Origin of the sequence: Pseudomonas sp. JZ134, from assembly GCF_051027695.1 — a bacterium.
GTDB lineage: Bacteria > Pseudomonadota > Gammaproteobacteria > Pseudomonadales > Pseudomonadaceae > Chryseomonas > Chryseomonas luteola.
In genome coordinates, this window is the sequence record NZ_CP069251.1 from 313,736 (window position 1) to 339,144 (window position 25,409).

The window sequence follows — 25,409 nt, forward strand, 5'->3', positions numbered from 1 at the left end:
CTAAAAATGAGAAATATGCATCGGCAGGTCCTGATACTTGCGGGCTCGCAGGCCATCTTCCAGTCAATCTCGGTTCTGATAATGACGATAGGCGGGCTGGCGGGAGCCCTCCTGACGCCTGACGCTTCGCTGATTACCGTCCCCATATCAATGGCGAGCCTGGGAACGGTAATCGCGATGTTTCCTGCGTCATTATGGATGAGCCGGGCAGGCAGAAAAACGGGGTTCATTACTGGCACCCTGAGTGGGATCGTGGCGGCCGTCATTTCCATGATGGCAATGATCCAGCATTCATTTATGTTGCTGTGTTTCGGGATGTTCTTTCTGGGAATATATCAGGCATTTGCGCAGTTTTACCGTTTTGCTGCGGGTGAAGTTGCTCTCCCGGCTTTTCGCACCAAGGCCATTTCGCTGGTCTTGGCTGGCGGCGTCATCGCCGCCCTGTTAGGCCCGTTTCTGGCCAGTCGGGGAAGTACGCTGTTCAGCGTGGCCTATGTAGGCTCATTCCTCTTTATGGGCATAATGGCTTCGCTGGGTTTACTTCTGCTATCGCGTTTACACATGCCCGAGCAGACAGGTGATATAACTGGACAGGCATTTATTCGCCCATGGGTAAAGGTCATTACTCAGCCCGCTTATCTCGTCGCCCTTTTTTCTGGTGCCTCAGGTTTTGGCATCATGGTGCTGGGTCTCACCGCGACGCCCATTGCCATGAAGCACTACGGTTTTAACCTCCCGCAAATCGCTGCGGTCATACAGCTTCACATATTGGGCCGGTTCTTACCTTCCTTTTTTACCGGAAAGCTGATTGACCGGTTCGGCGTCATTAAAATTATGCTGGTGGGGATCCTTCTCCTGCTTGCGTATATCGCTCTGGTAGTTTCAGGCGTCACGTGGGGATTTTTTGCCGTTGCGCTAATCCTGATGGGGATTGGCTGGAATTTTCTCTACATCGGGGGAACCAGTCTGCTGGCAACCACTTACTCAACGCGTGAAAAAGGCGTTGCTCAGGCTGCAAATGACATGAGCGTCTTTATTTTCAGCCTTATCTGTTCACTCGGTGCAGGTCCTCTGCTGAATACATTTGGCTGGAAAATCATGCACCTCATTCTTCTTCCTTGGATCATCTGTCTGGTCGTGCCGATGCTGTGGTTAACCTGGCATCAGCGGCGCACGCAAGGGTCGGCGCTAAAGTAAGGTCTTCAGGAAAACCCGGTCAGCAGGCTGCAGGTGGGGCCGCATCCTTACCTGCGTCTGTAGCCACAGCCTCTTCATTCAATACTCTGCCTGGTTTTATAGGGAAAAATGTTTGTTGCCTTCTACAGCCTGATGCCTGTTTTCCTGGCTTTTGCGGGCGGATATTCGTTAAGTGCCGGTGTTTATCTTGCTAACCAGCCGTACTCCTGGTCAGCCACGCCGAGGCCTTTATCGATGCGGTCTCTGATCAGCGTATCCCCCTGAACGCTCTAGAAAAGCGTATGCATCACGTGCTCTCGGAACCGCGTCAATCAGCCATGACGCCAAGCAGATACGCCGCGTTATTCCCTTTAATCGTGGCACGACAAAAAGCGTGCAGTGAAGCGCATGCTCTAGACTAAGGACCTGATGTGAGAAAGACCCTTCTTTTATTATCGCCACTTGCCATGACTGTCTACACGGGTACCGTTCAGGCGCAATCGGCCCAGGAGCAAGCTAAAGGCTTTGTTGAGGACAGCCGTTGGGCGCTGCTTAATCGCTCGGTGTATGACCGTCGTGATTACCGTTATGGTGCACGCAGCAATGGCGCACGCAATGCCCTGAAACCTCGTAGCGAGCGAAACGGCTATGCGGAGGAGTGGGGCTATGGCCTGATGGGAACCTTCATTTCAGGATTTACGCCGGGAACAATAGGCGTGGGCGTAGATGCTCACCTCTATTACGGCCAGAAGCTTGATAGTGGGGGCGGACGTGCTGGCAAGGCGCGACTGCTTGGCATCGATAATGATAATCATGCGAAAGATAACATTGCCCGCGGTGGGGCGGCCCTAAAGCTGCGCACCTCATCCACCGTACTGTCATATGGTGAACAACGTGTCAAAACGCCCGTCTTCAGTTCAGCCGACAGCCGACTTTTGCCAGAGACCGCTACCGGTTTTTTCCTGAGTAGTCGTGAGTTCGAAAACCTTAACCTGGTCGCGGGCCATTTTACCGAGAGCACTGACCGTAACGCGTCAAGCCATGATCGAGGCTTTGTGGTGAATTACTCAAATGGCCTGCAAGGCAATAACGTTGATCTGGCCGGTGCGGTGTACAGCGGAGTGGAAGGTTTGACCGCCAGCCTGTATACCTCACGTTATGAGGATACATGGCAGCAACATTATATTGGGGGCGTATACAGCCATGCGCTTGAGAATGACAGTGCGTTATCCTTCAACTTCAATCTCTACCGTACTACCGGGATAGGGAAGAAGCTCTCTGGTCATATCGATAACACCACCTGGAGCCTGTTATCCAGCTATGTTGTTGATCGCCACACCTTTAGCCTGGGTTATCAGCAAGTTGATGGTAATACACCCTTCGATTATGTAACCCGCGGAGCTATTTACCTAAGCAATGCCGTAAAGCTTTCTGACTTCAATGCCCCCAACGAGCGCTCCTGGCAGTTACGGTATGACCTTGCGCTTAGGCCTGGCCTGGTCCTAAGTGCCGCCTACCTGCGAGGTGACCATATTGATGGTACCCATGTTGATCCTGACGGAGGTTATGCCTACCTGGGTTATGGCAAGGGAGGAAAGCACTGGGAGCGAGACCTTGAGGCCCGTTATGTTGTGCAGAGTGGCAAGGCCAAGGGTATGAGCGTCTCGCTAAGGTATAACGTGCACCGGGGCAATAAGGCACAGGCCGAGCTGGATGCTGATCAGATCCGTCTGGCCGTCGAGTTTCCTTTAAGCGGCACGTTCTAGCCGAGTAGATGCTCCATGTGAATTGGCGTTCCATTAGGCCTTGCTGTTTCGCCTGGCCATCATGCCGATAATCGTTACTTCATATTCGTACTAGAAGTGGTTTGCTTAGCGTCTTCGTCAGGTCAACCGATCAAGCGGTGCCGTACGGTTTTGGCTGCTGCCGGCTCTGTTCCCTATACTAACCGCTATGGACACAGGCTTAATCATCTCCCTATTTCCTTATCTGTTGATGTTTGCTGTTGCAGTGAAGCTGTCGCTTTCAGTTATCAACATGACAGGTATTTCTCAATAGGGGTACATCTGTTGCTGACCTAGTCACATTGCTGGAAGCCCCTGCAGGTGTCGCGCTGGCTTCACTGTTCATCAGTATGCCAATTCATGAGGTACTGGCGGTGGGATCCGGCCTTAGCTGGTATACCCAGTCAGGGACCCTGCTCACTCAGAATGTTAGGCACGGTAGCATTTTTAAGCGATCTGTTTCGCGGCGTATCAGCCCAACTGCTCAGCCCGCTGATATCAAGGTGCGGTTTCACCCATGCCGCATTGGTATATCTGGCTCGACGGCGCTTGATGTGAAGCTCCAAGTGATTGATAAGCACAGCGGTGCGGCCTATATCCCGTTTGCTCTCCCAATGATTGGAATCACGACGCTGGCCGTGCCCCTTTTGATCCCTTTCTTCTATCACCTTTGAGCAGGGTGGACAGCCACGTATTCGTGATTGCCCGGCTGACCAATGCAGTTGACCTGATTTCATCGACTAATGACCTGCGAGCTCATCACGGCATCTAGGCTTTGCCTCTTATAGTAAAGCCATACGCAGCAACGTTGCCCGTTAACAGTAAACAGGCTGGCTGCGGCATGAAACCTGAAGTATCACTGGAGTAAGAAATGAAGTTAACCCAAATCCGTAATGCCACACTCGTGCTCGAATACGCCGGTAAAAAATTCCTTATCGATCCTATGCTGGCAGAAAAAGAAGCCTGGGATGGTTTTGCCGGAAATGCACGTCCACATCTTCGTAACCCTATGGTCGCGCTGCCTGTGGCGGTAGAGGATTTGCTGGCAGTTGATGCCGTTATTCTGACGCATACGCATACCGATCACTGGGATGAAGCAGCGCAGCAGGCAGTGCCTAAAGATATGCTTATCTACACACAGGATGAGTGCGATGCGGCGTTGGTCCGGTCGCAGGGCTTTCTCAACATCCGCGTGCTGAAAGATGAAAACCATTTCGTAGATGGCCTTACGATATACAAGACCGACGGCCAGCATGGTAGCAACGAACTGTACGCAGATGCCGAATGGGGCGATTTACTGGGTGATGCTTGCGGGCTGGTCTTTACGCATCATGATGAAAAAACGCTGTATATTGCCGGCGACACCGTCTGGGTTAAACCATATGCAAAAAGCCTGCAGCGATTCCGACCAGACGTTGTGGTACTAAATACCGGCTATGCGGTTAACGATCTCTACGGCCCGATCATCATGGGTAAAGAGGACACGCTGCGCACGCTTAAGATGCTGCCGGCTGCGACGATTGTTGCTTCTCATATGGAGTCGATTAACCACTGCCTGCTTACCCGTGCAGAGCTGCGTGAGTTTACGCTTGAGCACGGTATTGAGGACCAAGTACTTATTCCGGCAGACGGTGAAACTCTCGCTTTCTGAAAGGCCACCATGCGTAAGTGAAGGAAAACGTTATAACGACCGGCTGCTCGTCGCCATGTGGCCGGTTAAAATCAGCGTCTCAGCTACTTGAGCTCTAGTGGCTGTCATTTACGAAAAGGTAAACATCATGTCTGCTTTGACAGTTGCTGTAATTGCCACGGCCGGATTTAGCCCGTTTCACTTTTCAGTGCCTTGTATACTTTTCGGGGCAGCAATGCCTGAGCCGGATCTGTTCCGCGTCGAAATCTGTGCTGACAGTCCGGGCGTTGTCCAGTCTGATATCGGACTGTCTATCAACGTGGAGCATGGCCTTGAGCGGCTTGACGTTGCAGACATTATCATCGTGCCTTATTGGAATAATCCTGATGAAAAACCCACTCAGGCACTGCTGGATAAGCTCATAAGTGCTTGGCAGCGTGGTGCGGAAGTGGTGGGCCTTTGCTTAGGTACCTACGTACTCGCTTATTCAGGCCTGCTCGATCAGCACCGTGCTGCTACACATTGGGAGTATGAAAAGGATTTTACTGAACGCTTTCCTGCCGTTCACCTGGACAGTAACTCGCTTTATACCAGCGATGAACGACTTATTACCTCTGCCGGAACTGCAGCCGGCATTGACTGCTGTTTGAATATTATCCGTGCCCATTACGGTTCGGCAGTGGCCAACCGGGTGGCAAGAAGGATGGTAGTTCCTCCTTACCGTGAAGGCGGCCAGGCCCAGTTTATAGAACGTCCGGTTCCGGGGTCCACGCGGGACAGCAAAATGAATGAATTAATGGATTACCTGCGCCGCAATTTGGACAAACCTCACGACCTTGACTCTCTGGCCGGCTTTGTCAGCATGAGCCGGCGAACGCTGACCCGTCACTTTCTGAAGGCCACCGGAACCTCGCTGGGAGATTGGCTTAATGCGGAACGGCTTCAGCGAAGCCAAGAGTTGCTGGAGACGACGGATCACAGTATCGAAAAAGTGTCCGAGATGACCGGTTTTCAATCTCCGATTTCATTCCGCCAGGGTTTTAAGGCGAAATTCAGCGTCAGCCCCAGCGAATGGCGGAGGTCATTTCGCGGCCCTGAACCGGTTGACCGGGAAAAACGGCTGGCGTAACAAGGAAACTCTGCATTTTATCCTCCCGGTGCAACCTTGCAGCATGCCTATGGCATCTCGGGCTTTAACACCAGCAGGCCGATCGTGCAGCAGTATCTTGTTGCCAGTTTAGAGCTGCTAACAAAACCTCATAAATGAGCGTAGGCGGCAGAGTAAGGGTAAGAGATTTCAGTGAGTATCACGCTTGTGCTTGGCTATATTAGCCAACCAGAAATGGGTTTTGTTAGCGGCTTTTATTGCATGCCGTTTCGAGTAGAGGCGTTGTCGGCGCTACATGTAATCGCGGCATTGAACCGCCCAAGCGATCAAGTGAACGACATAGCATTGAGAAACCAATATGCAGTCAAATTAATGAAGGTTTGCATAGACGACGTCTAAGTGACTCTCGAAGCACTAGCGGGCCGCTTGTGTCTCATTCGTTGTGTTCTCGATAAGCATCGCTTGTAAAGTGGTATGCGTGCCCTCGCCAGAATGTACTTTCTAACTAGCGATCGCTTGGCTCTGCAATGCACCTCCTGATGAACTTGGGTTTGCTGCTGCGGTTCTACTGGTGCATACCTTCCATGATCCAGAGAGGCTGACATGACTCGTTTTACTAACAAGGTGGTGCTCGTGACAGGAGCAGGATCGGGCATTGGTGAAGCAACTGCCAAACGCTTTGCGGAGGAGGGCGCTAAGGTCGTGCTGGTGGGCAGAACGACCGAAAAGCTTGAGCACGTGGCGCGTACGCTTCCGGCGGATAGCAGCTACATCAAGACCGCTGATGTCTCGGACCGGATTCAAGTAGAGCAGCTGATCGCGGATGTCATCCAGAAGTATGGCCGCCTGGATGTGCTGGTGAACAATGCGGGTACGGTGGCCCAGGGCAAGATTACCGAGGCTGATGTCGGCGACTGGCGCAAGGTCATGTCCACCGATCTCGACGGTGTGTTTTATTGTAGCCGAAGCGCCTTGCCTGAGTTGATCAAGCAGAAGGGCTGCATCGTCAATGTCTCCTCGGTCTCAGGCCTGGGCGGTGACTGGGGGATGAGTGTTTACAACGCGGCCAAAGGGGCAGTGACCAACTTTACCCGTGCCTTGGCAATGGACTTTGGTGAAGAAGGCGTCAGGGTCAATGCCGTATGCCCCAGCCTCACTAAAAGCGAGCTGACGGAAGATATGCTTGGCAATGAATCGCTTATGGCCAGCTTCAGGGAGCGGATTCCGCTGGGTAGACCAGCCGAGGCCGAAGAGGTCGCTGATGTCATTGCGTTCCTGGCCAGTCATGATGCCCGTTTCGTAAACGGCGTGAATCTCCCTGTCGATGGTGGGCTCTCAGCCTCCAATGGGCAGCCCAGACAGGCCTGATTTCTTCAAAAGCCGGTGTTGCGCCATGTGGCCGCAGCCCGGCGTTTACGTACGGTATTGCTTTATATCCACCGTTCGACAACAAACCCCGCTTCTGGCCTGTGTTTGTCATCAGTGCTAAATTGGTTGGTATGAAGTCAATTCGAGCCCATTTTACTTCTCTTGCCTGGATGCTGGTCGCCGCCGTCCTGCTCAATGGTCTCGCCTGCAGTTTTGGTCACAGCATCATGCATGGCCAGACATACCGCCTCCCGTCGCCCCACGAAACGACGGTGGAGATGGACCATCACGCACATCACCATGCTATGACCGCCGCGCCAGATATGCACCAGGGCAGTATGCCCATGGTTGACTCATCTCATGATTCAGCTATCAAGCAGCTTGCCATGAGCGATTGCGCCTTCGCTGGTACGCTTCCACTGGCGCTCATGGTTTTCACGGCGCTGAGCTGGCTGCTGCGTCATAAACGGCAACGCCTGTATCATCTGGACGCCAGTTGTCGACGACCTCCCCGTGACGCATTTCCCTGCCTCAATCCCCGCGCGCCCTGACAGCCACTGGCGGCATTTACTTACTAACCCTTAGTTGGCGGCAGCCATGTGTTGTCGTCGTGCTTAGCCGTGGTGAATTCTCATGTCAGGTTCTTCGCCAGCGTCGGTCCAGAATAGACCGGGCGCGTTTATCCAGTTACTCAAACGACTGCACTTCTATATCGGGCTTTTTGTTGGTCCTTTTCTTCTCGTGGCGGCGCTGAGCGGTATTGTCTACGCGTTGACCCCTCAGCTTGAGGACTACCTTTATGCCGATGCCCTGCATACGGATAGCCAGGGCGCTCCTCTCAGCCTTGCCGCCCAAGTGCGTGCGGCCCAGGCAGCGGTAGATCCGTCCTCTCGCATCACTGCCGTACGCCCTGCGCCTGCAGCCGGTGATACTACCCGGGTGATGTTCAACGCGCCGGGCCTAGGCGCCTCCGAGAGCCGTGCCATCTTTATCGACCCGGTGACCGGTGAGGTCAAAGGCGATATGAAGGTATACGGGACGAGTGGTGTCCTGCCATTACGTACCTGGCTGGATCAGTTTCACAGGGGCCTTCTGTTGGGTGATGTAGGCCGAATCTATAGTGAACTGGCGGCATCCTGGCTATGGGTCGCCACCTTGGGCGGCTTGGTGTTATGGGCGTCACGACGGAGTCGTACGCGTGGTAAGACGCCGGCGGGTCTACGCTCTCTGCATGGATCCACAGGGGTATGGCTGCTGGCAGGGCTGCTGTTCTTTTCGGCCACGGGGCTGACATGGTCACAGTATGCAGGAAGCAATATCGGCATTCTGCGTGCATATTACGGATGGTCGACGCCTGTTGTTTCGACGGAGCTGGGTAGCTCAACCACCATGAAGATGCCCATGGATGAGCATGCCGAACATCATATGCACATGGATAACATGCCAAAGATGGAAGCGGTTGATCCCGACGTGTTTGATCAGGTGATGGCCGCTGCACGTACCCAGCACATTGACGCGGCAAAGGTGGAAATCAAACCTGCCATGCAGCCGGGAAAAGCCTGGACGGTTAATGAAATCGACCGTCGCTGGCCTACTCATGTGGATGCGGTTGCTATCGATCCCGGCTCCTTGGCGGTGGTGGATCATGTCCTGTTTGCTCAGTACTCTCTGCCAGCCAAACTGACCCGTTGGGGTATCGATGCGCATATGGGGGTACTTTTCGGCCTTGCCAATCAGCTGTTGTTGATTGGATTTGCGGGTGGCCTTGTGGTCATGGTGGTTTGGGGATACCTGCTCTGGTGGCGTCGGCGTCCGACCTTTAATGATGTTCCTCAACCGAGTCTTATCGATGCATGGCGTGAGCTGGGCCTGGTTCAACGAATCCTGACGATTGTGATCTCGACGGTACTGGGGATCTGTCTGCCTGTATTAGGCGCCAGCCTGCTTGCGTTTCTAGCGGTGGATTTCATTCTGGGCTTCAAGGCTTCGTTTTCAGATCTCAAGCAAAGGCAGCTGTAGTACAAGAGAGAAAAACGCTGGCTGCACCGTGAGCGGTTAGCGTTTCTCCTCTCCAGTTCGCGTACTGCCAAAGCTGTCAGGACGATTAAGTAGGAACCCGAAACCAGAATTGACCACATAGGCAATACCCTATTTGTTCTGTGGAGGCTGATATGTCAGTAAAAGTGCTTGGGCCCGCTGAGCCAGGTTTTAGCCTTGGCAGCGATGATTATGGCCCAACGCCTGGGTTCAACGGTGGCCTGACTCAGCCATACGGCGGACAGGTTAATTTCGGTTCGCCTTCTGAGCTTGCCAGCCAGGGAAGGGAGGTCACGTTCGGCAAGGCTGGGGCTGGTCATTCCCCAGGTGGCGTCAAGGGAGCTAACGAAGAGGATTTGATGGCATTGGTGCGTGACTTGGTGCAGCAAATCCTTCAGATGATTGCGCAACGGTTACAGCAAAATCAGAACGACACGGGAGCATCCTCTCAGGGCCAAAGTAAGGGTAGGGAGGTAGGAAAAGCCACCGCACCAGCGGCTGGCAGTCCGGAACAACCTTCTGTAGCTTCTGGCCCTGCTGTAACTCCCGAAACTGACCCGCAAAAGGTAACGTCTGCAAACCTAGCCAGTAGTGACGGGCCCACTGCCGGTAGCGGTCCGCGTGCATTCAATATAACCAATACTCAGGACCATCCGATCAAAATAGGCCAATTCGATAAGAACGAGCAGTTGACCGCTGAGCTAACGCTTGAACCAGGGCAGACAGGCGTTATGAGATTCGAGAACGATACCACCGGACTGCTCAAGCAGGCGGATGCAGACGGACATTACCGCCCTGATGCCAGCCGGCTGGAATTCTTCAACGGCTTTATCAATACCAGTGACATCGATGGCCGAAACGCTTCGATCCATGCCACGGATAACAAGGGATTCGAGATTGGTGATAACAAGAGTATTGCTGACGCTGCGCCCAGCAATATCGTTACAGCCGATTCTGCTGGTAACAAGACCATTGCTGGCTTCTACGATGGTTCGACAGAAACCATGAATAAAGGCGGCCAGTTCATGACTGAGAAGCTCGGTACAGGCATGACTTACATGCACCCTGATGATGATCGTCTGCCCACTGGACAGAATCCGATGCGCCATACCGATTCGATGACATTGGATGTCACGTTTGGGAAGCCGTAAATAAAGTCGGTGACGCACCACATGGCAATATACAAGTACAGAAAGCCCGAGGTGCAGGGCTTTCGTTAAATCTTTTGCAGACAGTGCTAGCGACGACGATTCAAATCTCTCAGGCCAAACCAGAGCACCGCCTGGGTGCTAAAGCCGATAATCAGGACAAAAAGCCCAACTGCCATGAACGTCCAATGAGATGAAGCGTAGCCCAAGCAAACAACGACCGCCGCTACGATGCCAATGAGCAAAGGGATGCGGCTGAACCAGAGAGCTTCGTGATGAACTCGGGATTCAAGCATGGCAATCATTTCTTCCCTGTTTCTGCGCATTGGTGTCTACCTGTTTTACTAATGCGGAATGTGGCTCCCATGAGTATAGTCAGCATTTGCATTAACGTAGGCTGTCTAGCCGTACGTTTTACCTTTACGACCCACGGTCTGATAAAACTTAGTGCCCGGCAGGCACAGTGCGGATACATGATGCTTTAGAGTGGAAGAAGCAACGCGGCCATATTCCATTACGGCATCGCAGCGGCGTCTTTCCTCGCTAGGGCACCCTAGAGCAAACGCTTTGTTGATTATCCCTCATCCTAAAGAGGACACAACGTTCTGTCTTTAAGGTAGGTCGTTCAATAACGGCATCTGAGAAATTGGGTTCCCGATACAGCAGAGTAATAGTTTGAGGCTCCGCGAGTAATAATTCACTTACGGATGGCGGGTCGCTCCTGTTGCTCCTGCTGGATACCGATCTTGTATCCGAGCTGCGCAAGGCCGAACAGGGCTTCTGGTACGAGGGCCGATTTGAGGTTTATACAAGAGGTCATCTCCCGTTCAGCTGTTGATTAAAGGCGGCGTGTCTTACAAGAACCTTGGAAACCTCATGCTGACCTACTCCTTTGTATCGATTATTTACTTACCTTTACCGTTTCTGATGAACTTCTCATCCCCTAATTGAGTATCTTTACCGTGCTAGCGGTCCTGCTAGTAAGTTGAAGCTAGGCCTTTAGCCTGGATGGACGTTGTACTGTCTTATTCCTTTAAGAACAGATATCCGTCCGGGCTATTTTTCAGCTCGCCTCTAATAGCCCGTGCTATTGCAACGCTTCTACTTTGATATCAGCTCGGTATTTCTTGGTTCAGAAAAGGGTTGCAGTCTGACAAACAGCTATACCGTTTAGCCGGTCCTGTAGTGATACAGCGTTTTACGGCTGTCTATTAGAAGTACTTTCAGAAATGGGTAATCGTTCTTTGCAGGAGGTGTGGCATGCGCATACAAAGCAGGTTGTTGCAGAGAATATTGAAGAAGATACAGGCTGGGATGTCGGCCTTGGGTAGTTTTGCCTTACTTGCCCTTTTTACGATAAATCACTGATGTGAGACCTGCTAAAAGAGGCTCAGCGTCTTGTAAAGTGATCCTTCATAAACGGCAGGATGGTAGCCTCAATCAATCCCAACTGATGTGCCTGTGATGGAGCGGCGTCGTGGCTCTGGTCCGGGTAACGTCTTGAGTACTGAATTGATCCGCCTCGCTGGTGCCAGTGAGGTCTTCCTGCCGGTCGTCTTTCATACTGGATAGGATGTGGCTTTTAAGGTGCCGTATTTGCCTTGCTTATAAGTAAACCGCAACCGGACCTGCACACTGTTTCGAATTGTATCTAGATACCATGCTTACGAAATGGCACAGTACGGTACCAAACAATGAGTATAACGAGTACCGTTCATGTCCGTGCCTACTGCCCAGGCTGACACTTCCATCCGTTCAGCCTCTGCCGCCAATCCCCTTGTGATGAGCATTGTTTTCTCTTGCGCGCTCGCGCATCTGATCAATGACCTTATCCAGTCGGTTCTTCCGTCCATCTATCCCATGCTGAGGGAAAATTACGGCCTGACCTTTACCCAGGTAGGGCTGATTACGCTGACCTTTCAAGTCACAGCCTCTTTGCTGCAACCATGGATTGGTTTCTATACGGATCGATATCCAAAACCGTTTCTGCTTCCGGCTGGTGCTGTCTGTACACTGATAGGCATCCTGATGCTGGGTTTTGTCGATACCTTTTCGACCATACTGGTAGCCTCGGCGCTGATTGGGGTTGGCTCATCCACCTTTCATCCTGAGACCTCGCGGGTTGCCCGTCTGGCTTCCGGTGGCCGCTTTGGTCTGGCTCAGTCTACTTTCCAGGTAGGAGGCAACGCAGGAACCGCCGTAGGGCCATTGCTCGCTGCAGCGATCATCATCCCTTTTGGTCAATCCAATATCGTGTGGTTCGGCCTGTTCGGACTCTTTGCCATCGGCGTGCAATATCGGCTTAGCCTCTGGTATCGAGGGCACTTGAATACGGCAGGGAAAAAGAAGGGGCGTGAAGTTACGCATGGGCTTTCTCGGCACCAGATCACGGGGGCCTTGGTCGTCCTGGCCTTGCTGGTTTTCTCCAAGTATATCTATATGGCCAGCATCACCAGCTATTTCACGTTTTATCTAATCGAGAAGTTTGACTTGTCGGTGGCCAGCTCCCAGCTGCATCTGTTCCTGTTTCTGGGCGCAGTGGCAGCAGGTACGTTCTTTGGTGGTCCCATTGGCGACAGGATCGGGCGCAAGGCGGTAATCTGGTTTTCCATTCTGGGGGCCGCGCCGTTTACGTTGGCCATGCCGTACGTTGATCTCTTCTGGACCAGCGTGTTGAGCGTGATTATTGGATTTATCCTGGCGTCGGCCTTTTCTGCCATTGTGGTCTACGCCCAGGAGCTGGTGCCCGGCAACGTAGGCATGATCGCCGGTGTATTCTTTGGGCTTATGTTCGGCTTTAGTGGTATTGCAGCCGCAGCGCTGGGCCATCTGGCGGACCTGCGTGGTATCGAGTACGTCTACACGCTGTGCTCATTCATGCCGCTCTTGGGGATTCTTACGATCTTTCTACCTTCTACCCAATCTAAACGCACGCATTGAGCCGACATCTAACGTACTCCAAGGGGCAATCTGCTTGCCTCTTGGAGTCGCTGAGTTTGTTCGCCCCTAACTAGAGGTCTCGGCTAACTTTTTATTGCTTTTCCTTTTGGAAATTCCTGTAGTCAAGATAACCACCAAAAGCAAACATGACAGCGCTCAAAATACCTATCGCAGCGTAGTTTGTTCCAATCTTCGTCTTTATAAGGAAGTAAAGGCCGCTCAAGCCTGAACCCGTACGCGGGCACGGAACCTTGCATTGTCCATCAAACTATTACCCATACCGAAAGGATGCCATTAACATCCTGTAATGAAAGGACATTTTTTTAGCCAATCAGTAAGGGTGAATGAAAGTCCGGCCAGTTATGCTCATATCTAGCGGATGAATACTGGACACGTTAGAAGGAGTTCTATGGAGCACAACATTCCCCTTATTACGACGATTGCTGCGGGACTTGTTGTCGCGTTGATACTGGGCTTTTTGGCCGAAAAGATGCGAATACCCGCACTGATTGGTTATTTGTTGGCAGGCATTTTCATTGGCCCGTCCACACCCGGTTTTGTTGCTGACATGCACATCGCCTCGGAGCTTTCCGAGATTGGTGTGATGCTGCTGATGTTTGGCGTAGGGCTGCATTTTTCCATTGGTGACCTGCTTTCGGTCAAGCGCATCGCCATTCCTGGCGCTATCGTACAAATGAGTCTCGCCACGGTACTGGGCGCTGTACTGGCTCACTGGTGGGGCTGGAGCTGGGGTAACGGCCTTATCTTTGGTCTTTGCCTGTCGTGTGCCAGTACTGTCGTGCTGCTTAAAGCATTGGAGGCGCGCGGAGTGCTAGACAGCATGAACGGCCGTATTGCCGTCGGCTGGCTGGTTGTTGAAGATCTGGCAACCGTACTGGTGCTGGTACTGCTACCTCCACTGGCAGGCATGCTCGGTAGTACCAGCGAAGCATTGCCCGCGCAGGATGGGCCACTCTGGGTAACGCTTGGGAAAACCCTTCTGCAGATCGTCGCCTTCGTCGCGCTGATGCTCATTGCCGGACGCCGAGCGCTGCCATGGCTGCTCTGGCAAGTGGCGCGAACAGGCTCTCGCGAACTCTTCACGCTAGCGGTCGTCGCGATTGCCATCGGTATTGCCTTCGGTGCATCCAAGCTCTTTAATGTGTCTTTTGCGTTGGGTGCTTTCTTTGCCGGTATGGTAATGAGGGAGTCCAAATTCAGCCATCGGGCTGCCGAAGAGTCCTTGCCATTGCGTGACGCCTTCTCGGTATTGTTCTTTGTGTCCGTAGGGATGCTGTTCGACCCAATGATCCTGGTCCAGGAGCCGGTCCATGTGCTGGCCGTTGTGGCTATCATTGTGCTGGGAAAATCGCTGGCAGCGCTGGTTATCACATTGTCGCTACGCTATCCGCTCACTACCGGCATGACGGTAGCTGCGAGTCTTGCCCAGATAGGAGAGTTCTCTTTCATATTAGGCGGTCTCGGTTTGACGCTGGGGCTGCTACCGCAGGAGGGGATGAGCTTGGTATTGGCCGGTGCGCTCGTCTCGATTGCGATCAATCCGCTATTGTTTACCCTTATCGAGCCGGTACGCCGGTGGGTGCTGGCGCGCTCGTCGTTTGCACGCGAGCTTGAAAGCAGGCAGGACCCTTATGCTGAACTTCCCATGGATACGGACCGTAAATACCTGGAGCGCCAAATTGTTCTGGTTGGTTATGGACGAGTTGGGCGGCGGATAGCAAAGGTATTGGACGAACAGGGGATTCCTTACGTCATTGCTGAGCAGAACAGGGAAATGGTGGATCAGTTGCGTAAGGAAGGCAAAGCGGCTGTCTCCGGCGATGCTGCGGACCCTGCTGTGCTTATCCAGGCCCATATTGCCAAGGCTGCCATGCTGGTCATCGCAACTCCTGATCCACTCAACGCGCGCCAAATGGTAGAAACCGCTAAAACGTTAAATCCGGAAGTAGAGGTCGTCGTTCGTACTCACAGTGAGGATGAATCACAGCTCCTGCGTCGGGATGGAGTCGGTACGGTGTTCTTCGGGGAAGAGGAACTGGCGAAGGGCATGGCAAGTCATGTTTCAACTCGTTTTGTGGAGTTGATAGCTCATCGGTAACGGAGAGCGTATCCCAGACGAATCAATTTGAGGATGATGTACATAGCCATTATGGGCTAGTGAAGCAAGGCGTAGCTAATTACGCCTTGCTTCAACCTTACGTCACTGTTAGTGATGAGCGCTCAGACAAATTCCAACTCGGATAGCGCCGCTGTTATTTAAGGTATAGATCTCAGCTTGCAAGGCTATAAGCGGTTTACCAGGCCTCTAACCTGCATTGTGGCTTGAACATTCGATACACCAGAAGAGCAGAAACTGGAGGTTCCATCTGCTAAAAACAAGCTATACTATTGATAACCTATTAAGGTAACTCAGGTGTAGTGGTATCTAGAGATGACCTGCCTCTATCCCAACGATTACTCGCCTACCTGTTACATATACCTGTCATTAGACTGCTGAGAGAGCCATGCGCGCCCGTACATTGTCCTTCTTAAAACCTGGAGCACTTGAGCGTGAGCACTTTGACCTGTTACTGGAGGGTACTTCCATTCGGGGAGAACGGGTTATTCGCGCCTTGGAAGACTTTCTGATAAAAGGCGTACCCGTAACCGAGGCCTGTGAGAGTAATGGGGTAAACCGCAGCCAGTTCTACCGCAGGCTTTATGCCCTAGAAAGCGAGAGTGAACGAGCGAGACGCTTGAGCAAGTTTTATAACTACGCCAGTGATTGATACCCAGCCTCCCAGGTTACTGTTGAGCTGGCGGAACGTAGATTAATGCTAGCAATTTTTGCTTGATATACGCGTCGTAGAAGGTGCTCATCACCGCTGAAAGCCGAGCCGAAAGAGAGCCTTTTGCAAGGCATCTCTTTGCGGCGCCTAAGGGCTTAGCTTGCTCGTGCAGCGTCTCTGAGTGCCTTGACCTGGTCATGGTTTCGTTGCACCCCTTGCAGCTGCCGCTCTACGACAGCGCGAACATCCGCAGGCAAATCCTTTTCAAGCGCCTGCTTGTAGCTCTTGAGAGCGACATCTTCGCCGCGCTCGCATTCATTAAGAATCGCTTCGTCACTCTTACCTGTAATTGACGATTTGATATCGACCCACTTGCGGTGGAGGGCGCCCGATACGCTGGCCTTTTGCTCCGGATCACCGCCTAGCTTGGTTACGAGTTGCTGAAGCTCGGTTGCGGCTGTGCTGCAATCCTGGGCGCGGGCTGCCATGGTTGACTTGAGTTTCGGATCCTTCAGATCATCGGCGCATTCCTGAAACCCCTTGTAGCCATCCAGACAGGTTTCAATCAAGTCGTTCAGCTCAGAAATTACCGCTTTGTTATCCATAAAGATTACCTCCAGGCAGTTCAAATAGGTGTAGCCTGGTCTATACGACGAGGCTATTTAGCTGACCCGTTCCGGTGTGGCTTCGTTCAGTTCGTGATGGATGAACAGCGGTTTTGATGCAAAGGGAAGCTCTAAGCGCTTGGTTGTTTGAGCTACACCAGGAGCGGATCAGCTACGGAGTAGGGCGCGTCCTCAATGGAGTCTAGGTGAGGCATGAAGCGCGCTACGTTATTGAATGAATGAGTTTAACGGCGTAGCAATTCTCTATCCGTTGTAGGCCCGATTTCGATCAATATGAAAATAAAATAGGCGAGAGGCTATTACTCAAGTCCTCTCGCCTTAGTCCTGTCAGCCCTGATTACGCGGCCCTGGCAGTCGCCAGTAGGGACAGTTCTTTTTTCATCGCTGCAATTATGGCAGTCCATTCCAGCTCTTCGACATCAATAGGAAACTTGGCGAGAGCGTCCTGTGACATCCACTGCAACGGCCGACGTACCTGGGCATCGTTGAAAATGAAGCGGTTCTCCATCGCGAATCCATACGCTTCAACGATGACTCTATTAAGCTTTGCCTGTTTTTCATTCAGGTGAGCCAACGCCTCGTCAAACTCGTACTGATTCTCGAAATAGCTGATATGGCCAGCCATTTCAGCCACCTGACCCAATGTAGGAATATTGCGTGTGGCGGATGAACAATGGACAACCTGAAACAGGCTATTTGAAGGATCTACGGCATTTGCCAATAGCATATTGACGCAAATATCCACGGGGATCATGTCGTTGATCGCCGTTTTCATGGATGCTGGGAAATGTTTAACGCCTCCAAGTGCAATGGAGCGTATGAAAGCGGGCAGGGAGATGGAGAAATTGCAATAACCCCTACTTGGGTAGGCCCAGGCGCCTGTGACTGAGGTAATGCGCGCGACCATAATAGGGAGGTGAGGGTAGCGCTGGTGTAATAGGCGTTCCATCAGATTCTTTGAATAGGCGTAAGCATTAGGCCATTCACTAAGCCTTGCGCTGCCTCCTTTCGTGACGATCTCTTCCAGTTCAGATTCCGCCGTTGAGTCCTGATAGATTCGTTCCTCAATATGCTCCGTCGCTGAGCGATTACATAGCGCCCAATAGCTGGATGTAACCAAAAATAGTGCACGTTTTTCAAAGGTAGCGACAAGCGTTGCACCCTGTAGAGCAGACAGCGTGTTAGCGTGTACCTGATCCTGTATGTCGGTATCCCAACGGGTATACGCAGCCAGGTGGAAAACAATGTCCACATCTTTCCTGATTTCCTGCAGCCAAGAGGTGGCAATGTCCCAATTTTCCTTCCTGATATCGCCCTTTATCCATACGACTCGTTTGTCATAAGCATAAGCTTGGGAAGGAGGCGTTGTATGATAAAGGCAGTAAATCCGACCGACACCTTCGAGTTTTTCCGACAGGGTCTTGAGCAACATCGAACCAATAAAGCCCGTAGCGCCGGTGATCAGTACATTCTTTCCTTCGTAAGCCTTGTCCACTGATGTTCTCCACATGGGTTTATTACAGGACAAGTGGCCAGGAGTTACCATGTTGCTTTAAGCACATGAACTGCCTGCGCCTGACCGCAAGTCAGCACATCCACACTTTAGACTCGTCGCATGAAGCCTTTATGAAAGGCCTGAGATAGAGCGGCAGGAACCGCTTGTGTAGGTTTTACACCACAGCCTCATTAAGCCTTAAATACAAAAGCTAGGAATAGCTTTAGCCAGTGGGTTACCTTTTTAGAAAACCTCTGATTTGCTCAATTCTTCTTATCAGCATTTGTGAACCGGCAAACGGATAATGCAAGAGGGGGACAATCAGTCACGGAAGGGACTTAAAAGTGGCTTTAAGCGCTGGCCAAAAGCCAAATAGAAAATCTGATAGCAGAGTCATGACCCTATTTGACGACTTTAAAGTCAGTCGCAGGTAAGCCTTAGCTGCTTACTCGTACAGGTTCCGATCAAAGGCTACGTAACTTATTTTTTCAGCAAGGCAACTTTTTAATTTGGCTCTGTCCTACCATTTAGCGGCCAGTCACTAATTACCTATCTATTGAACGTAGGGATAGCAAAAGTCGCCAAGGGAATGGATAACATCAATAGAGGTGAGAATAATGACAACTACCCTCCAGCAGCGCCGTGAACAGTTGAATGCTCTAATGGAAGAGTCGCGGGCCAAGGCAAAAGCCTTGGGAATCCACTTTGACTTCAGGAAAGCGAGGCTCGCGGCGCGTAGCGTTGTGTTGGGTAAGTAAAAGGCAACATGGTTTAAAAGCCTGGCCGCGATGCGATAAAGACTGTCCGTTTCGCATTGCAAGAAATGTTGGTGCAGGTTATTCAGATAACCTGCACCACGCTTCGACACAAACCTGACGATCAGTGCGTTAAGGTTAGGGCATTGCGTTGAGTAGGTATGGCTAAGCAGTTTGTTGCCGCTTGCGCCGATTCACCCGACCGACCTGAACACTCTCGGCAACCTGGTAAACGGACTTGGCCAAATCAACCGCAATGCGTTTCATTGCATCTGTCCCAGCGAACAGTCACCACTGTGTTATAGAAGAAATGTGGTGCAGCGAGAGTCCATTACAGCCTTCAAGGTCGTTCGCTTCGCTCACTGGGACTGGCTGAAGCTCGCCCTTTAGCCAAAACATTAGAGATTTTATGCTTAGCGACCGTACGCTTGGTTTTTTGGAAGGCTTAGCAGCCGCGTCTAATACCGTATATCAAGAAGGCGGTCTTCTGTTTACCTTCAAGTTCGCTCACCAACAGGCGCATAGAGGTTTGGATGAGTCTTCAAGTGTGCGCTGCTTAGGCTTAAGCGATGAGGCTATCGAAGAATTGGCGCGTTTCTTCCAGGGCTCGCTTGGTCAGTACACTAAAGAAAAACCATCTCGAAACGCACTAGCAGTTGCCAATGCTTTAATTGAGCACCTTCAGCATGATCTCCAATTCCAATTTGCTGCTCTTCAGGTTGAGGACGGAGATTATGGAATGAGGGTCCAGATTGAAATGATTCAGCAGGCCAAAAACAATCTCTATTGTCTAGAACTTTGGTGGTCTGTCGATTAGGTTCTAATAGCGCGTTCAAATTGTTCTGTGCTCATTAGGACGAGCTACGTCCATCTTTGAAGCCGCTAGTGCTATATCTATTTCGAACCATACTACTGCCGTGCCTGGGGGCTTGATGCCTCACCGCGCAGAGTCACACATATTGAAAATAGTTGAACGCCATTACTACCGGATCGAAGAGGGAATAACCGAATCGACAGCTTGCGCAACATCATTCAGGATCCACGTGTAGCACTACTTTTTCTTCTCCCTGGTGTAGGCGAGACCCTTCGTGTAAACGGGACAGCTAAAATCACTCTTTAGCCTGATCTTCTTTCGCGTTTTGCTGTAAACAACCAGGCACCCAAAACAGTAATCCGGGGCAGCGTTAACGCTGTCTACTTTCAGTGCAGTAGATCTATTATTCGCTCTGGGCTTTGGGATGATACCAGCCACATCAACCGGGCCACATTACCAACGCCGGGTCAAATATTGAAAGTGTTATCCAGGTCGGAAATTGATGGCGACGTCTATGACCGTGCGTTGCCTGGCCGGCTTGCGAAAATACCTTGTATTAACCCCTCTTTGCTCTAGCAGTAGCACTATAGGGCGTTACGGCCGCCTACTCTGCAGGTTGCTGAATAGGCAGCCGTATAAGCGTGGTACTTACTGAAGCCAGCCTTCAACCACGTCAGCACCATGCTCAGCCTTCCAGGCTTTGAGCGTCTTGTGGTTGCCGCCTTTGGTCTCGATCACTTCGCCTGTCTCCGGGTGCTTGTAACGCTTGACGGAGCGTGCACGGCGGGGTGCCTTTTCTGGGTGCGCAACCAAGCCACGTGGTTTGCGAGAATAACCCGGATCAATAATGGCAATAATGTCGCCCAGGTTTTTGCCATAATCGCTCATCAATGTTTGAAGCTTGGATTCAAACTCGATTTCACGCTGTAGAGATTCATCGTTTTTGAGAGATTCGAGTAGCTGTAGCTGGGCCTTTAATTGTTCTTCGGCAGCACGAAATTCTGCAAGCTTGGACATAAATACCTTAACGTTTATGATGTGAAAGTTTCACCCGGATACGCCTTAGCCGGCACGTCTGGATGACTTAAAATATAATAAGAAGCTGGCGCTAGTCTACGCGATTAATGTGGTCAAAAGTATAGTCGTTCAAACTTAAGTAACCGGCTTGCTCACCTGATTAATGAACATCTTTTTGAAGCAAGTCACTAAAGCACGGATCAGCGACCCGTTTCAGGCGACAGCTGATTACTCAATAGCGCCTGCCACTGTTTCACAGCTGCCTTGAAGTCGATGGTGTGTCATCAGGGTAGGTTAGTTATTTTTAGGCAAAAATAACATCATCAAGTAGGGCGCGGAGTCGTCTATTTAAAGCCTATGGTCTAAGACTACCTTAAAAGCAACCGCGGTGTATCGCATACTTTCAGCAATGATTGCACATAGCTTTAGTAAGACGTGAGTCTAAGGTAAAGATTGATTGTCTCGCCAGAGAGCCGTGCGCACTGATGATGAATAATGCCGCCTATTTATTACCACCTTAACGGGTACGAGATAGAAGGTTTTTGGTATTGATGGCAAGAGCTGATCCGACTGCGTGCAGGAAATACCTTATTTCGTAACCCCGGCGCCCATCCCTGGGCCGTGGCGGCTTATACAGCCTGGGGAATCTCATCCATCAGCTTGTCTAGGGTAATCGGGAGGTCGCGGATGCGTTTGCCGGTAGCGTGATACACCGCGTTGGCGATAGCAGCCGCCAACCCTGTAATGCCGATCTCACCGATACCGCGTGCACCAAACTCGTTGAGGGCATAGTCAGGATAATCAAGCAGTATCACGTCCAGTTCCGGCGGCTGGTCGGCATGTACCGGCACCATGTACTCGGCGTAGTCATTGTTGGTGGGCATCGCGTTGCGCTCGTCGTAACTGGTAGCCTCGAACATTGCCATGCCAATAGCCATTACGATCGCACCCTCCACCTGATTCGCAGCGGCCTTGGCGTTGATGACCTGACCGACATCTATCGCGCTGACCACCCGTGATACACGCAGACGAGAGATACCCGGGTCCCAACGTACCTCCACGAAATGAGCACCAAAGGAGCGGATCGAAACATCACTCTTATCCGCTGTCTCGGTTCGGGCTTCGCCTTCAGCACTGCTCAAACGCCGTGTAGTAAGTAGGTTGGCAAAATCCAGCGCTTCGCCATCCTTGACCAGCCGGCCATTAGCGAACTCCAATGCTTTGGGGTCGGCACCCTTGAATGGCCCGTCCTCTATAGCAAAGCTCTTTAGTTGCTCAATAGCGTCCCGGGTAGCCTCCGCCACGGCGGGTAGAACGCTGGCGGTTGCCCAGGAGCCGCCAGAAACGGGGCCGGGCGGAAAGGATGAGTCACCCAACTGTACAGTGATCTTTTCCAGTGGCAGGCCGGTGATCTTGCTCACGGCCTGGGCAACGATGGTATAGGTGCCGGTCCCGATATCCTGCGCGCCACAAGTGACGTAAGCCGTCCCATCGGCACGCAGTGATACTCGGGCCTCACAGGCGCAGCGCATGGCATCCCAGTTACAGGCCGCCAGGCCATAGCCGATTACCTCACGGCCGTCTCGCATTGAGCCGGGTTCTGGGGTTCGCTTGTCCCAACCAAATTTGGCTGCGGCCTTCTCGAAGGCTTCCTGAAGGTGATTACTGGACCAAGGCATGTCTTTGCTTTCGTCCCGAGTCGAAGCATTGAGTTTGCGAAATGCCAGCGGGTCCATGCCAATGGCCTCCGCCATTTCATCCATGGCTGACTCCAGTGCGAACAGACCCGGTGCAGCGCCCGGTGCACGCATGGACGTAGGCGTACCGTGGTTGACCTGCAAGGTCGCATGGGTAACAGCCAAGTTAGCGCAGCTATAGAGACTCTTGGTCACGCTACCGCAGCTTTCAGTGTTCTGGTCAGTAAAGGACGTACTGTTGACCGATTCATGTCGTACCGACAGTAGCTTTCCCTGGTCGTCCGTGGCGAGCCGCAGTCGTTGCTCGGTGGCTGGACGATGGCCGGTGGTAGTAAACATTTGTGGACGTGGCACCACGAACTGTACAGGACGACCTACAAGTCGCGCGACAGCGCAAGTAGCAGGGGAGTGCGGCCACGCCCAGAGCTTGCTGCCAAAGCCCGAGCCTATAAAGGGCGATTGCAGTTCAACCTTGTCCGGGCTCAAACCAAAGATACGGGCTAAGGTGTTGCGGTGCACGATTACCGACTGCGTGGATTCATACACGAATAATCGATCACCTTCCCAATAGGCGGTCGTGGCGTGCATCTCCATTGGGTTATGGGTTTCGACAGGCGTGGTATACGTGACATCGATGCGATGGGCTGCCTTGTCAAAACCAGCCTGTGGGTCTCCGCGTGAGTAATCCGAGCCGGCAGTTTTGGGCGACTGCTCCTTTTTTGCTTGCGCGAGTGTGGCTAAGGTGGGTTCTTCCTTATATTCAACCTTGACCCTGTAGGCCGCTGCGCGGGCTTGTTCAAAGGAGTCGGCTACCACCATGGCCACGAACTGACCGGCGTAATAAACGCGGTCGTCCTCGAACGGCAGACGGCTTTCATCAACCTTCACAAGCCGGTCAATCTTAGCTGGGTTCAGCTTCATCTTGGGTGGGCGATAGAGTTCAGTGAAATGGCCGTGGTGGAAGATCCCGAGTACGCCCGGCATGCGCTGAGCCTCATCGGTATCGATACGGGTGACACGGCCGCTGGCGATGGTGCTGTAGACGCCATAGGCATACGCCATGCGTTTAAGTCCATGATCGGCAGTGTATTGGGCATGGCCGGTGACCTTGAGTCGCCCGTCGACTCGCCTGGGTCCCGCGCCGATGATGTCGTTCATGCCATACCTCCGGTAAGTGTCTGCAGGTTACGTACGATGGCCTGCTGAGCCAGGGGGATTTTGTAGGCGTTGTGCCGATAAGGCGTGGCACCCTGTAGCGCTAGCTGCGCTGCACGGCGGAAGGTCTCGTCATTGGCGGGCTGACCGCGTAATGACTGTTCCGCTTCATGGGCTCGCCAGGGTTTGGTGCCGACGCCTCCCAGCGCAATACGCGCGTCGGTGATGCGATCACCCTGCATCTGCACGATGACGGCGCTCGACGCCAGCGCGAACTGATAAGAGGCGCGATCGCGCAGTTTTAGGTAGCCCGAACGGCTGCTGGCCAGTGGCGGTGCAAGCGTTATGTAAGTAATCAGTTCGCCGGGCGCCAAGGCGTGTTCACGTTCGGGGGTGTCACCGGGCAGCAGATGGAAATCGAGGAAGTCGATCGTCCGCTCACCCTTGGGACCTTGTACATGAACAGTCGCACCAATAGCCGCCATCGCCACGCACATGTCGGATGGATGCATAGCGATGCAGTGTTGGCTAGTGCCTAGGACAGCGTGGACCGAACGATGGTCACCCTCGATCGCCGAGCAGCCACTGCCAGGCTTGCGCTTGTTGCAGGGCGAAACGTTATCGCGAAAATAATGGCAGCGCACCCGCTGCATGACGTTGCCAGCCGTGGTGGCTTTGTTACGTAATTGTGTAGTGGCGCCTGCTAACAGTGCCTGAGACAGCACGGGATAGGCCTGGACAATGTAATTGTCTTGAGCCAACGTTGTATTGGTGACCAGGGCACCGATACGCACGCTGCCATCGTCCTGGCGCTCCAGTCTGTTGAGGCCTACACGGTTGATGTCCACCAGCCGTTCGGGCTGCATAACGTCAAGCTTCACGAGATCAAGGAGCGTGGTGCCGCCAGCCAGGTACATCGCCTGGTCTGACTGGCCAGCCTTTAGCGCTTGCTCGGTGCTGGTTGCACGATCAAATTGAAAGTTACGCATCAGCTGACCCCCTTCACCTTGCCGCGGGCCGACTGTATGGCCGCAAGAATGTTTTTGTAGGCACCGCAGCGGCAGATATTGCCGCTCATGGCTTCGCGGACGCTGGAATCGTCACTGCCAATGGAGGGGTCATTGAGAATTGCCACAGCGCTCATGATCTGGCCAGAGGTACAATAGCCACACTGATAAGCGTCGTGTTCCCAGAAAGCTTCCTGGACTGGATGCAGTTTGCCGTCTTTTTCTAGGCCTTCAATAGTGGTGATCTCATCACCGTCATGGCTGACAGCCAGCGACAGGCAGGAATTCACTGCCGTCCCGTTCACATGCAGGGTGCAGGCACCACATTGACCGTGGTCACACCCTTTCTTGGTTCCGGTTAGCTGCAGACGGTCACGCAGTACATCAAGCAGTATGGCGTTAGCAGGAATATTGAGTATGTGAGCCTGGCCGTTCACCTTCAGGGTGATCCTTTGCTCGCCAGGTTGCAGAGGTTGTTGGGTATCGTCGACAGGTGCGGCCTGAATGGCCTGAACCCAGACTGGAGCCGAGGCGACGGCTAGGCTGGATACACCCACAGACTTAAGAAAGCTGCGGCGGTTGGGGGATATCGAGTCGCTCATGGAAGTCCTCATCGTTGGGACGTTCCGTCTCGCCACAAGACTTGACCCGCTCGAAAACGGCCGCGCATGCCTGATACATGCGTTATCCATTTGCCGACGGGGCTGGCTCGCAGCGATCACGGGCACGCCCATTCAGGAGTGGTCACAGACGGCTCACCGCTTCTGCGTCAGCAAGGCCGCTTTAGACGGACCGCCTTCAGGACAGAAAGGTCCGGCAATAGTCATACGTTTTCCGACCATTGATTACAGGATGTGTGTTTC

21 protein-coding genes and 2 pseudogenes are annotated in these 25,409 nt (G+C 52.6%); 14 read left to right on the forward strand and 9 right to left on the reverse strand.

The features are described from left to right. Positions 1–6 precede the first annotated feature (6 nt). The 6 genes and pseudogenes from JQR86_RS20885 to JQR86_RS20910 all read left to right on the forward strand — a co-directional run bounded on the left by JQR86_RS20885 (position 7) and on the right by JQR86_RS20910 (position 7,066). A complete protein-coding gene (locus JQR86_RS20885; protein ID WP_434155403.1) occupies positions 7–1,197 on the forward strand; it encodes an MFS transporter in 1,191 nt (396 codons plus the stop codon). A 446-nt stretch (positions 1,198–1,643) separates the two neighbouring features. Then, positions 1,644–2,942, forward strand: a complete 1,299-nt coding sequence (locus JQR86_RS20890) for an OprD family porin (RefSeq protein WP_434155471.1) — start codon at positions 1,644–1,646, stop codon at positions 2,940–2,942. Positions 2,943–3,253: 311 nt separating this feature from the next. Beyond that, positions 3,254–3,634: pseudogene (locus JQR86_RS20895) on the forward strand (LysO family transporter); the annotation flags it as partial. Between the two features lie 197 nt (positions 3,635–3,831). Further along, positions 3,832–4,611, forward strand: a complete 780-nt coding sequence (locus JQR86_RS20900; RefSeq protein WP_434155404.1) for an MBL fold metallo-hydrolase — start codon at positions 3,832–3,834, stop codon at positions 4,609–4,611. 127 nt (positions 4,612–4,738) lie between these two features. Next, complete coding sequence (locus JQR86_RS20905; protein ID WP_434155406.1) at positions 4,739–5,719, forward strand: GlxA family transcriptional regulator; 981 nt, start codon at positions 4,739–4,741, stop codon at positions 5,717–5,719. A 582-nt stretch (positions 5,720–6,301) separates the two neighbouring features. After that, positions 6,302–7,066: an SDR family NAD(P)-dependent oxidoreductase gene (locus tag JQR86_RS20910; RefSeq protein WP_434155408.1), complete on the forward strand. Its 765-nt coding sequence runs from the start codon at positions 6,302–6,304 to the stop codon at positions 7,064–7,066. Positions 7,067–7,203: 137 nt separating this feature from the next. Here JQR86_RS20910 and JQR86_RS20915 read toward each other — a convergent pair whose 3' ends face one another. Then, positions 7,204–7,356 (reverse strand): hypothetical protein, encoded by a 153-nt coding sequence (locus JQR86_RS20915; RefSeq protein WP_167670401.1) that lies wholly within the window; start codon positions 7,354–7,356, stop codon positions 7,204–7,206. A 343-nt stretch (positions 7,357–7,699) separates the two neighbouring features. Here JQR86_RS20915 and JQR86_RS20920 point away from each other — a divergent pair, with 343 nt between their 5' ends. Both JQR86_RS20920 and JQR86_RS20925 read left to right on the forward strand, forming a co-directional pair. Beyond that, complete coding sequence (locus JQR86_RS20920) at positions 7,700–9,085, forward strand: PepSY-associated TM helix domain-containing protein (protein WP_073449985.1); 1,386 nt, start codon at positions 7,700–7,702, stop codon at positions 9,083–9,085. A gap of 152 nt (positions 9,086–9,237) precedes the next feature. Next, entirely contained in the window at positions 9,238–10,254 is a 1,017-nt protein-coding gene (locus JQR86_RS20925) for a hypothetical protein (protein WP_434136344.1), read from the forward strand. Between the two features lie 86 nt (positions 10,255–10,340). On the opposite strand, the gene JQR86_RS20930 is transcribed toward JQR86_RS20925, so the two are convergent. Next, positions 10,341–10,577 (reverse strand): hypothetical protein, encoded by a 237-nt coding sequence (locus JQR86_RS20930; RefSeq protein WP_010799101.1) that lies wholly within the window; start codon positions 10,575–10,577, stop codon positions 10,341–10,343. A 371-nt stretch (positions 10,578–10,948) separates the two neighbouring features. Continuing rightward, positions 10,949–11,071 (reverse strand): hypothetical protein, encoded by a 123-nt coding sequence (locus JQR86_RS20935; protein ID WP_312272321.1) that lies wholly within the window; start codon positions 11,069–11,071, stop codon positions 10,949–10,951. 896 nt (positions 11,072–11,967) lie between these two features. On the opposite strand from JQR86_RS20935, the gene JQR86_RS20940 reads away from it, so the two are divergent. From JQR86_RS20940 to JQR86_RS20950, 3 genes are all read left to right on the forward strand, one after another. Beyond that, positions 11,968–13,191 carry an MFS transporter gene (locus JQR86_RS20940; protein WP_434155411.1) on the forward strand — a complete coding sequence of 408 codons (1,224 nt, stop codon included), beginning with the start codon at positions 11,968–11,970 and terminating at the stop codon, positions 13,189–13,191. A 409-nt stretch (positions 13,192–13,600) separates the two neighbouring features. Next, on the forward strand, positions 13,601–15,310 hold the full coding sequence (gene ybaL, locus JQR86_RS20945; protein WP_150346085.1) for a YbaL family putative K(+) efflux transporter: 1,710 nt from the start codon (positions 13,601–13,603) through the stop codon (positions 15,308–15,310). Positions 15,311–15,716: 406 nt separating this feature from the next. Beyond that, the gene (locus JQR86_RS20950; protein ID WP_010799106.1) at positions 15,717–15,980 is read left to right on the forward strand and encodes a PapB/FocB family fimbrial expression transcriptional regulator; all 264 of its coding nucleotides are present in this window, start codon (positions 15,717–15,719) and stop codon (positions 15,978–15,980) included. A 155-nt stretch (positions 15,981–16,135) separates the two neighbouring features. Here JQR86_RS20950 and JQR86_RS20955 read toward each other — a convergent pair whose 3' ends face one another. Beyond that, positions 16,136–16,585: a PA2169 family four-helix-bundle protein gene (locus JQR86_RS20955; RefSeq protein WP_010799107.1), complete on the reverse strand. Its 450-nt coding sequence runs from the start codon at positions 16,583–16,585 to the stop codon at positions 16,136–16,138. 358 nt (positions 16,586–16,943) lie between these two features. Beyond that, complete coding sequence (locus tag JQR86_RS20960; RefSeq protein WP_434155413.1) at positions 16,944–18,101, reverse strand: SDR family oxidoreductase; 1,158 nt, start codon at positions 18,099–18,101, stop codon at positions 16,944–16,946. 617 nt (positions 18,102–18,718) lie between these two features. Here JQR86_RS20960 and JQR86_RS20965 point away from each other — a divergent pair. From JQR86_RS20965 to JQR86_RS20975, 3 genes and pseudogenes are all read left to right on the forward strand, one after another. Beyond that, positions 18,719–18,859, forward strand: a complete 141-nt coding sequence (locus JQR86_RS20965; RefSeq protein ID WP_010799109.1) for a hypothetical protein — start codon at positions 18,719–18,721, stop codon at positions 18,857–18,859. 406 nt (positions 18,860–19,265) lie between these two features. After that, entirely contained in the window at positions 19,266–19,673 is a 408-nt protein-coding gene (locus JQR86_RS20970) for a hypothetical protein (RefSeq protein ID WP_407363869.1), read from the forward strand. A 108-nt stretch (positions 19,674–19,781) separates the two neighbouring features. Then, positions 19,782–20,230, forward strand: a pseudogene (locus JQR86_RS20975) (MSMEG_1061 family FMN-dependent PPOX-type flavoprotein); the annotation flags it as partial. Positions 20,231–20,318: 88 nt separating this feature from the next. Here the strand turns inward: JQR86_RS20975 and JQR86_RS20980 are convergent. The 4 genes from JQR86_RS20980 to JQR86_RS20995 all read right to left on the reverse strand — a co-directional run bounded on the left by JQR86_RS20980 (position 20,319) and on the right by JQR86_RS20995 (position 25,148). Beyond that, positions 20,319–20,687 carry a histone-like nucleoid-structuring protein, MvaT/MvaU family gene (locus JQR86_RS20980; RefSeq protein ID WP_010799111.1) on the reverse strand — a complete coding sequence of 123 codons (369 nt, stop codon included), beginning with the start codon at positions 20,685–20,687 and terminating at the stop codon, positions 20,319–20,321. Positions 20,688–21,316: 629 nt separating this feature from the next. Then, positions 21,317–23,542, reverse strand: coding sequence for a xanthine dehydrogenase family protein molybdopterin-binding subunit (locus JQR86_RS20985; RefSeq protein WP_407363871.1), 2,226 nt, complete (start codon positions 23,540–23,542; stop codon positions 21,317–21,319). Next, positions 23,539–24,528 (reverse strand): FAD binding domain-containing protein, encoded by a 990-nt coding sequence (locus tag JQR86_RS20990; RefSeq protein WP_407363873.1) that lies wholly within the window; start codon positions 24,526–24,528, stop codon positions 23,539–23,541. Before JQR86_RS20990 ends, JQR86_RS20985 begins: the two co-directional genes overlap by 4 nt. Then, on the reverse strand, positions 24,528–25,148 hold the full coding sequence (locus tag JQR86_RS20995; protein ID WP_407363875.1) for a (2Fe-2S)-binding protein: 621 nt from the start codon (positions 25,146–25,148) through the stop codon (positions 24,528–24,530). The genes JQR86_RS20990 and JQR86_RS20995 overlap by 1 nt, the downstream gene beginning before the upstream one ends. Positions 25,149–25,409 lie beyond the last annotated feature (261 nt).

Coding starts and splice junctions, on each gene's coding strand:
- JQR86_RS20910 (WP_434155408.1), top strand. CDS start 6,302: ATGACTCGTTTTACTAACAAGGTGGTGCTCGTGACAGGAGCAGGATCG.
- JQR86_RS20905 (WP_434155406.1), top strand. CDS start 4,739: ATGTCTGCTTTGACAGTTGCTGTAATTGCCACGGCCGGATTTAGCCCG.
- ybaL (WP_150346085.1), top strand. CDS start 13,601: ATGGAGCACAACATTCCCCTTATTACGACGATTGCTGCGGGACTTGTT.
- JQR86_RS20890 (WP_434155471.1), top strand. CDS start 1,644: ATGACTGTCTACACGGGTACCGTTCAGGCGCAATCGGCCCAGGAGCAA.
- JQR86_RS20950 (WP_010799106.1), top strand. CDS start 15,717: ATGCGCGCCCGTACATTGTCCTTCTTAAAACCTGGAGCACTTGAGCGT.
- JQR86_RS20990 (WP_407363873.1), bottom strand. CDS start 24,528: ATGCGTAACTTTCAATTTGATCGTGCAACCAGCACCGAGCAAGCGCTA.
- JQR86_RS20930 (WP_010799101.1), bottom strand. CDS start 10,577: ATGCGCAGAAACAGGGAAGAAATGATTGCCATGCTTGAATCCCGAGTT.
- JQR86_RS20920 (WP_073449985.1), top strand. CDS start 7,700: ATGTCAGGTTCTTCGCCAGCGTCGGTCCAGAATAGACCGGGCGCGTTT.
- JQR86_RS20955 (WP_010799107.1), bottom strand. CDS start 16,585: ATGGATAACAAAGCGGTAATTTCTGAGCTGAACGACTTGATTGAAACC.
- JQR86_RS20985 (WP_407363871.1), bottom strand. CDS start 23,542: ATGAACGACATCATCGGCGCGGGACCCAGGCGAGTCGACGGGCGACTC.
- JQR86_RS20885 (WP_434155403.1), top strand. CDS start 7: ATGAGAAATATGCATCGGCAGGTCCTGATACTTGCGGGCTCGCAGGCC.
- JQR86_RS20925 (WP_434136344.1), top strand. CDS start 9,238: ATGTCAGTAAAAGTGCTTGGGCCCGCTGAGCCAGGTTTTAGCCTTGGC.
- JQR86_RS20935 (WP_312272321.1), bottom strand. CDS start 11,071: ATGACCTCTTGTATAAACCTCAAATCGGCCCTCGTACCAGAAGCCCTG.
- JQR86_RS20995 (WP_407363875.1), bottom strand. CDS start 25,148: ATGAGCGACTCGATATCCCCCAACCGCCGCAGCTTTCTTAAGTCTGTG.
- JQR86_RS20900 (WP_434155404.1), top strand. CDS start 3,832: ATGAAGTTAACCCAAATCCGTAATGCCACACTCGTGCTCGAATACGCC.
- JQR86_RS20970 (WP_407363869.1), top strand. CDS start 19,266: ATGCTTAGCGACCGTACGCTTGGTTTTTTGGAAGGCTTAGCAGCCGCG.
- JQR86_RS20980 (WP_010799111.1), bottom strand. CDS start 20,687: ATGTCCAAGCTTGCAGAATTTCGTGCTGCCGAAGAACAATTAAAGGCC.
- JQR86_RS20940 (WP_434155411.1), top strand. CDS start 11,968: ATGTCCGTGCCTACTGCCCAGGCTGACACTTCCATCCGTTCAGCCTCT.
- JQR86_RS20965 (WP_010799109.1), top strand. CDS start 18,719: ATGACAACTACCCTCCAGCAGCGCCGTGAACAGTTGAATGCTCTAATG.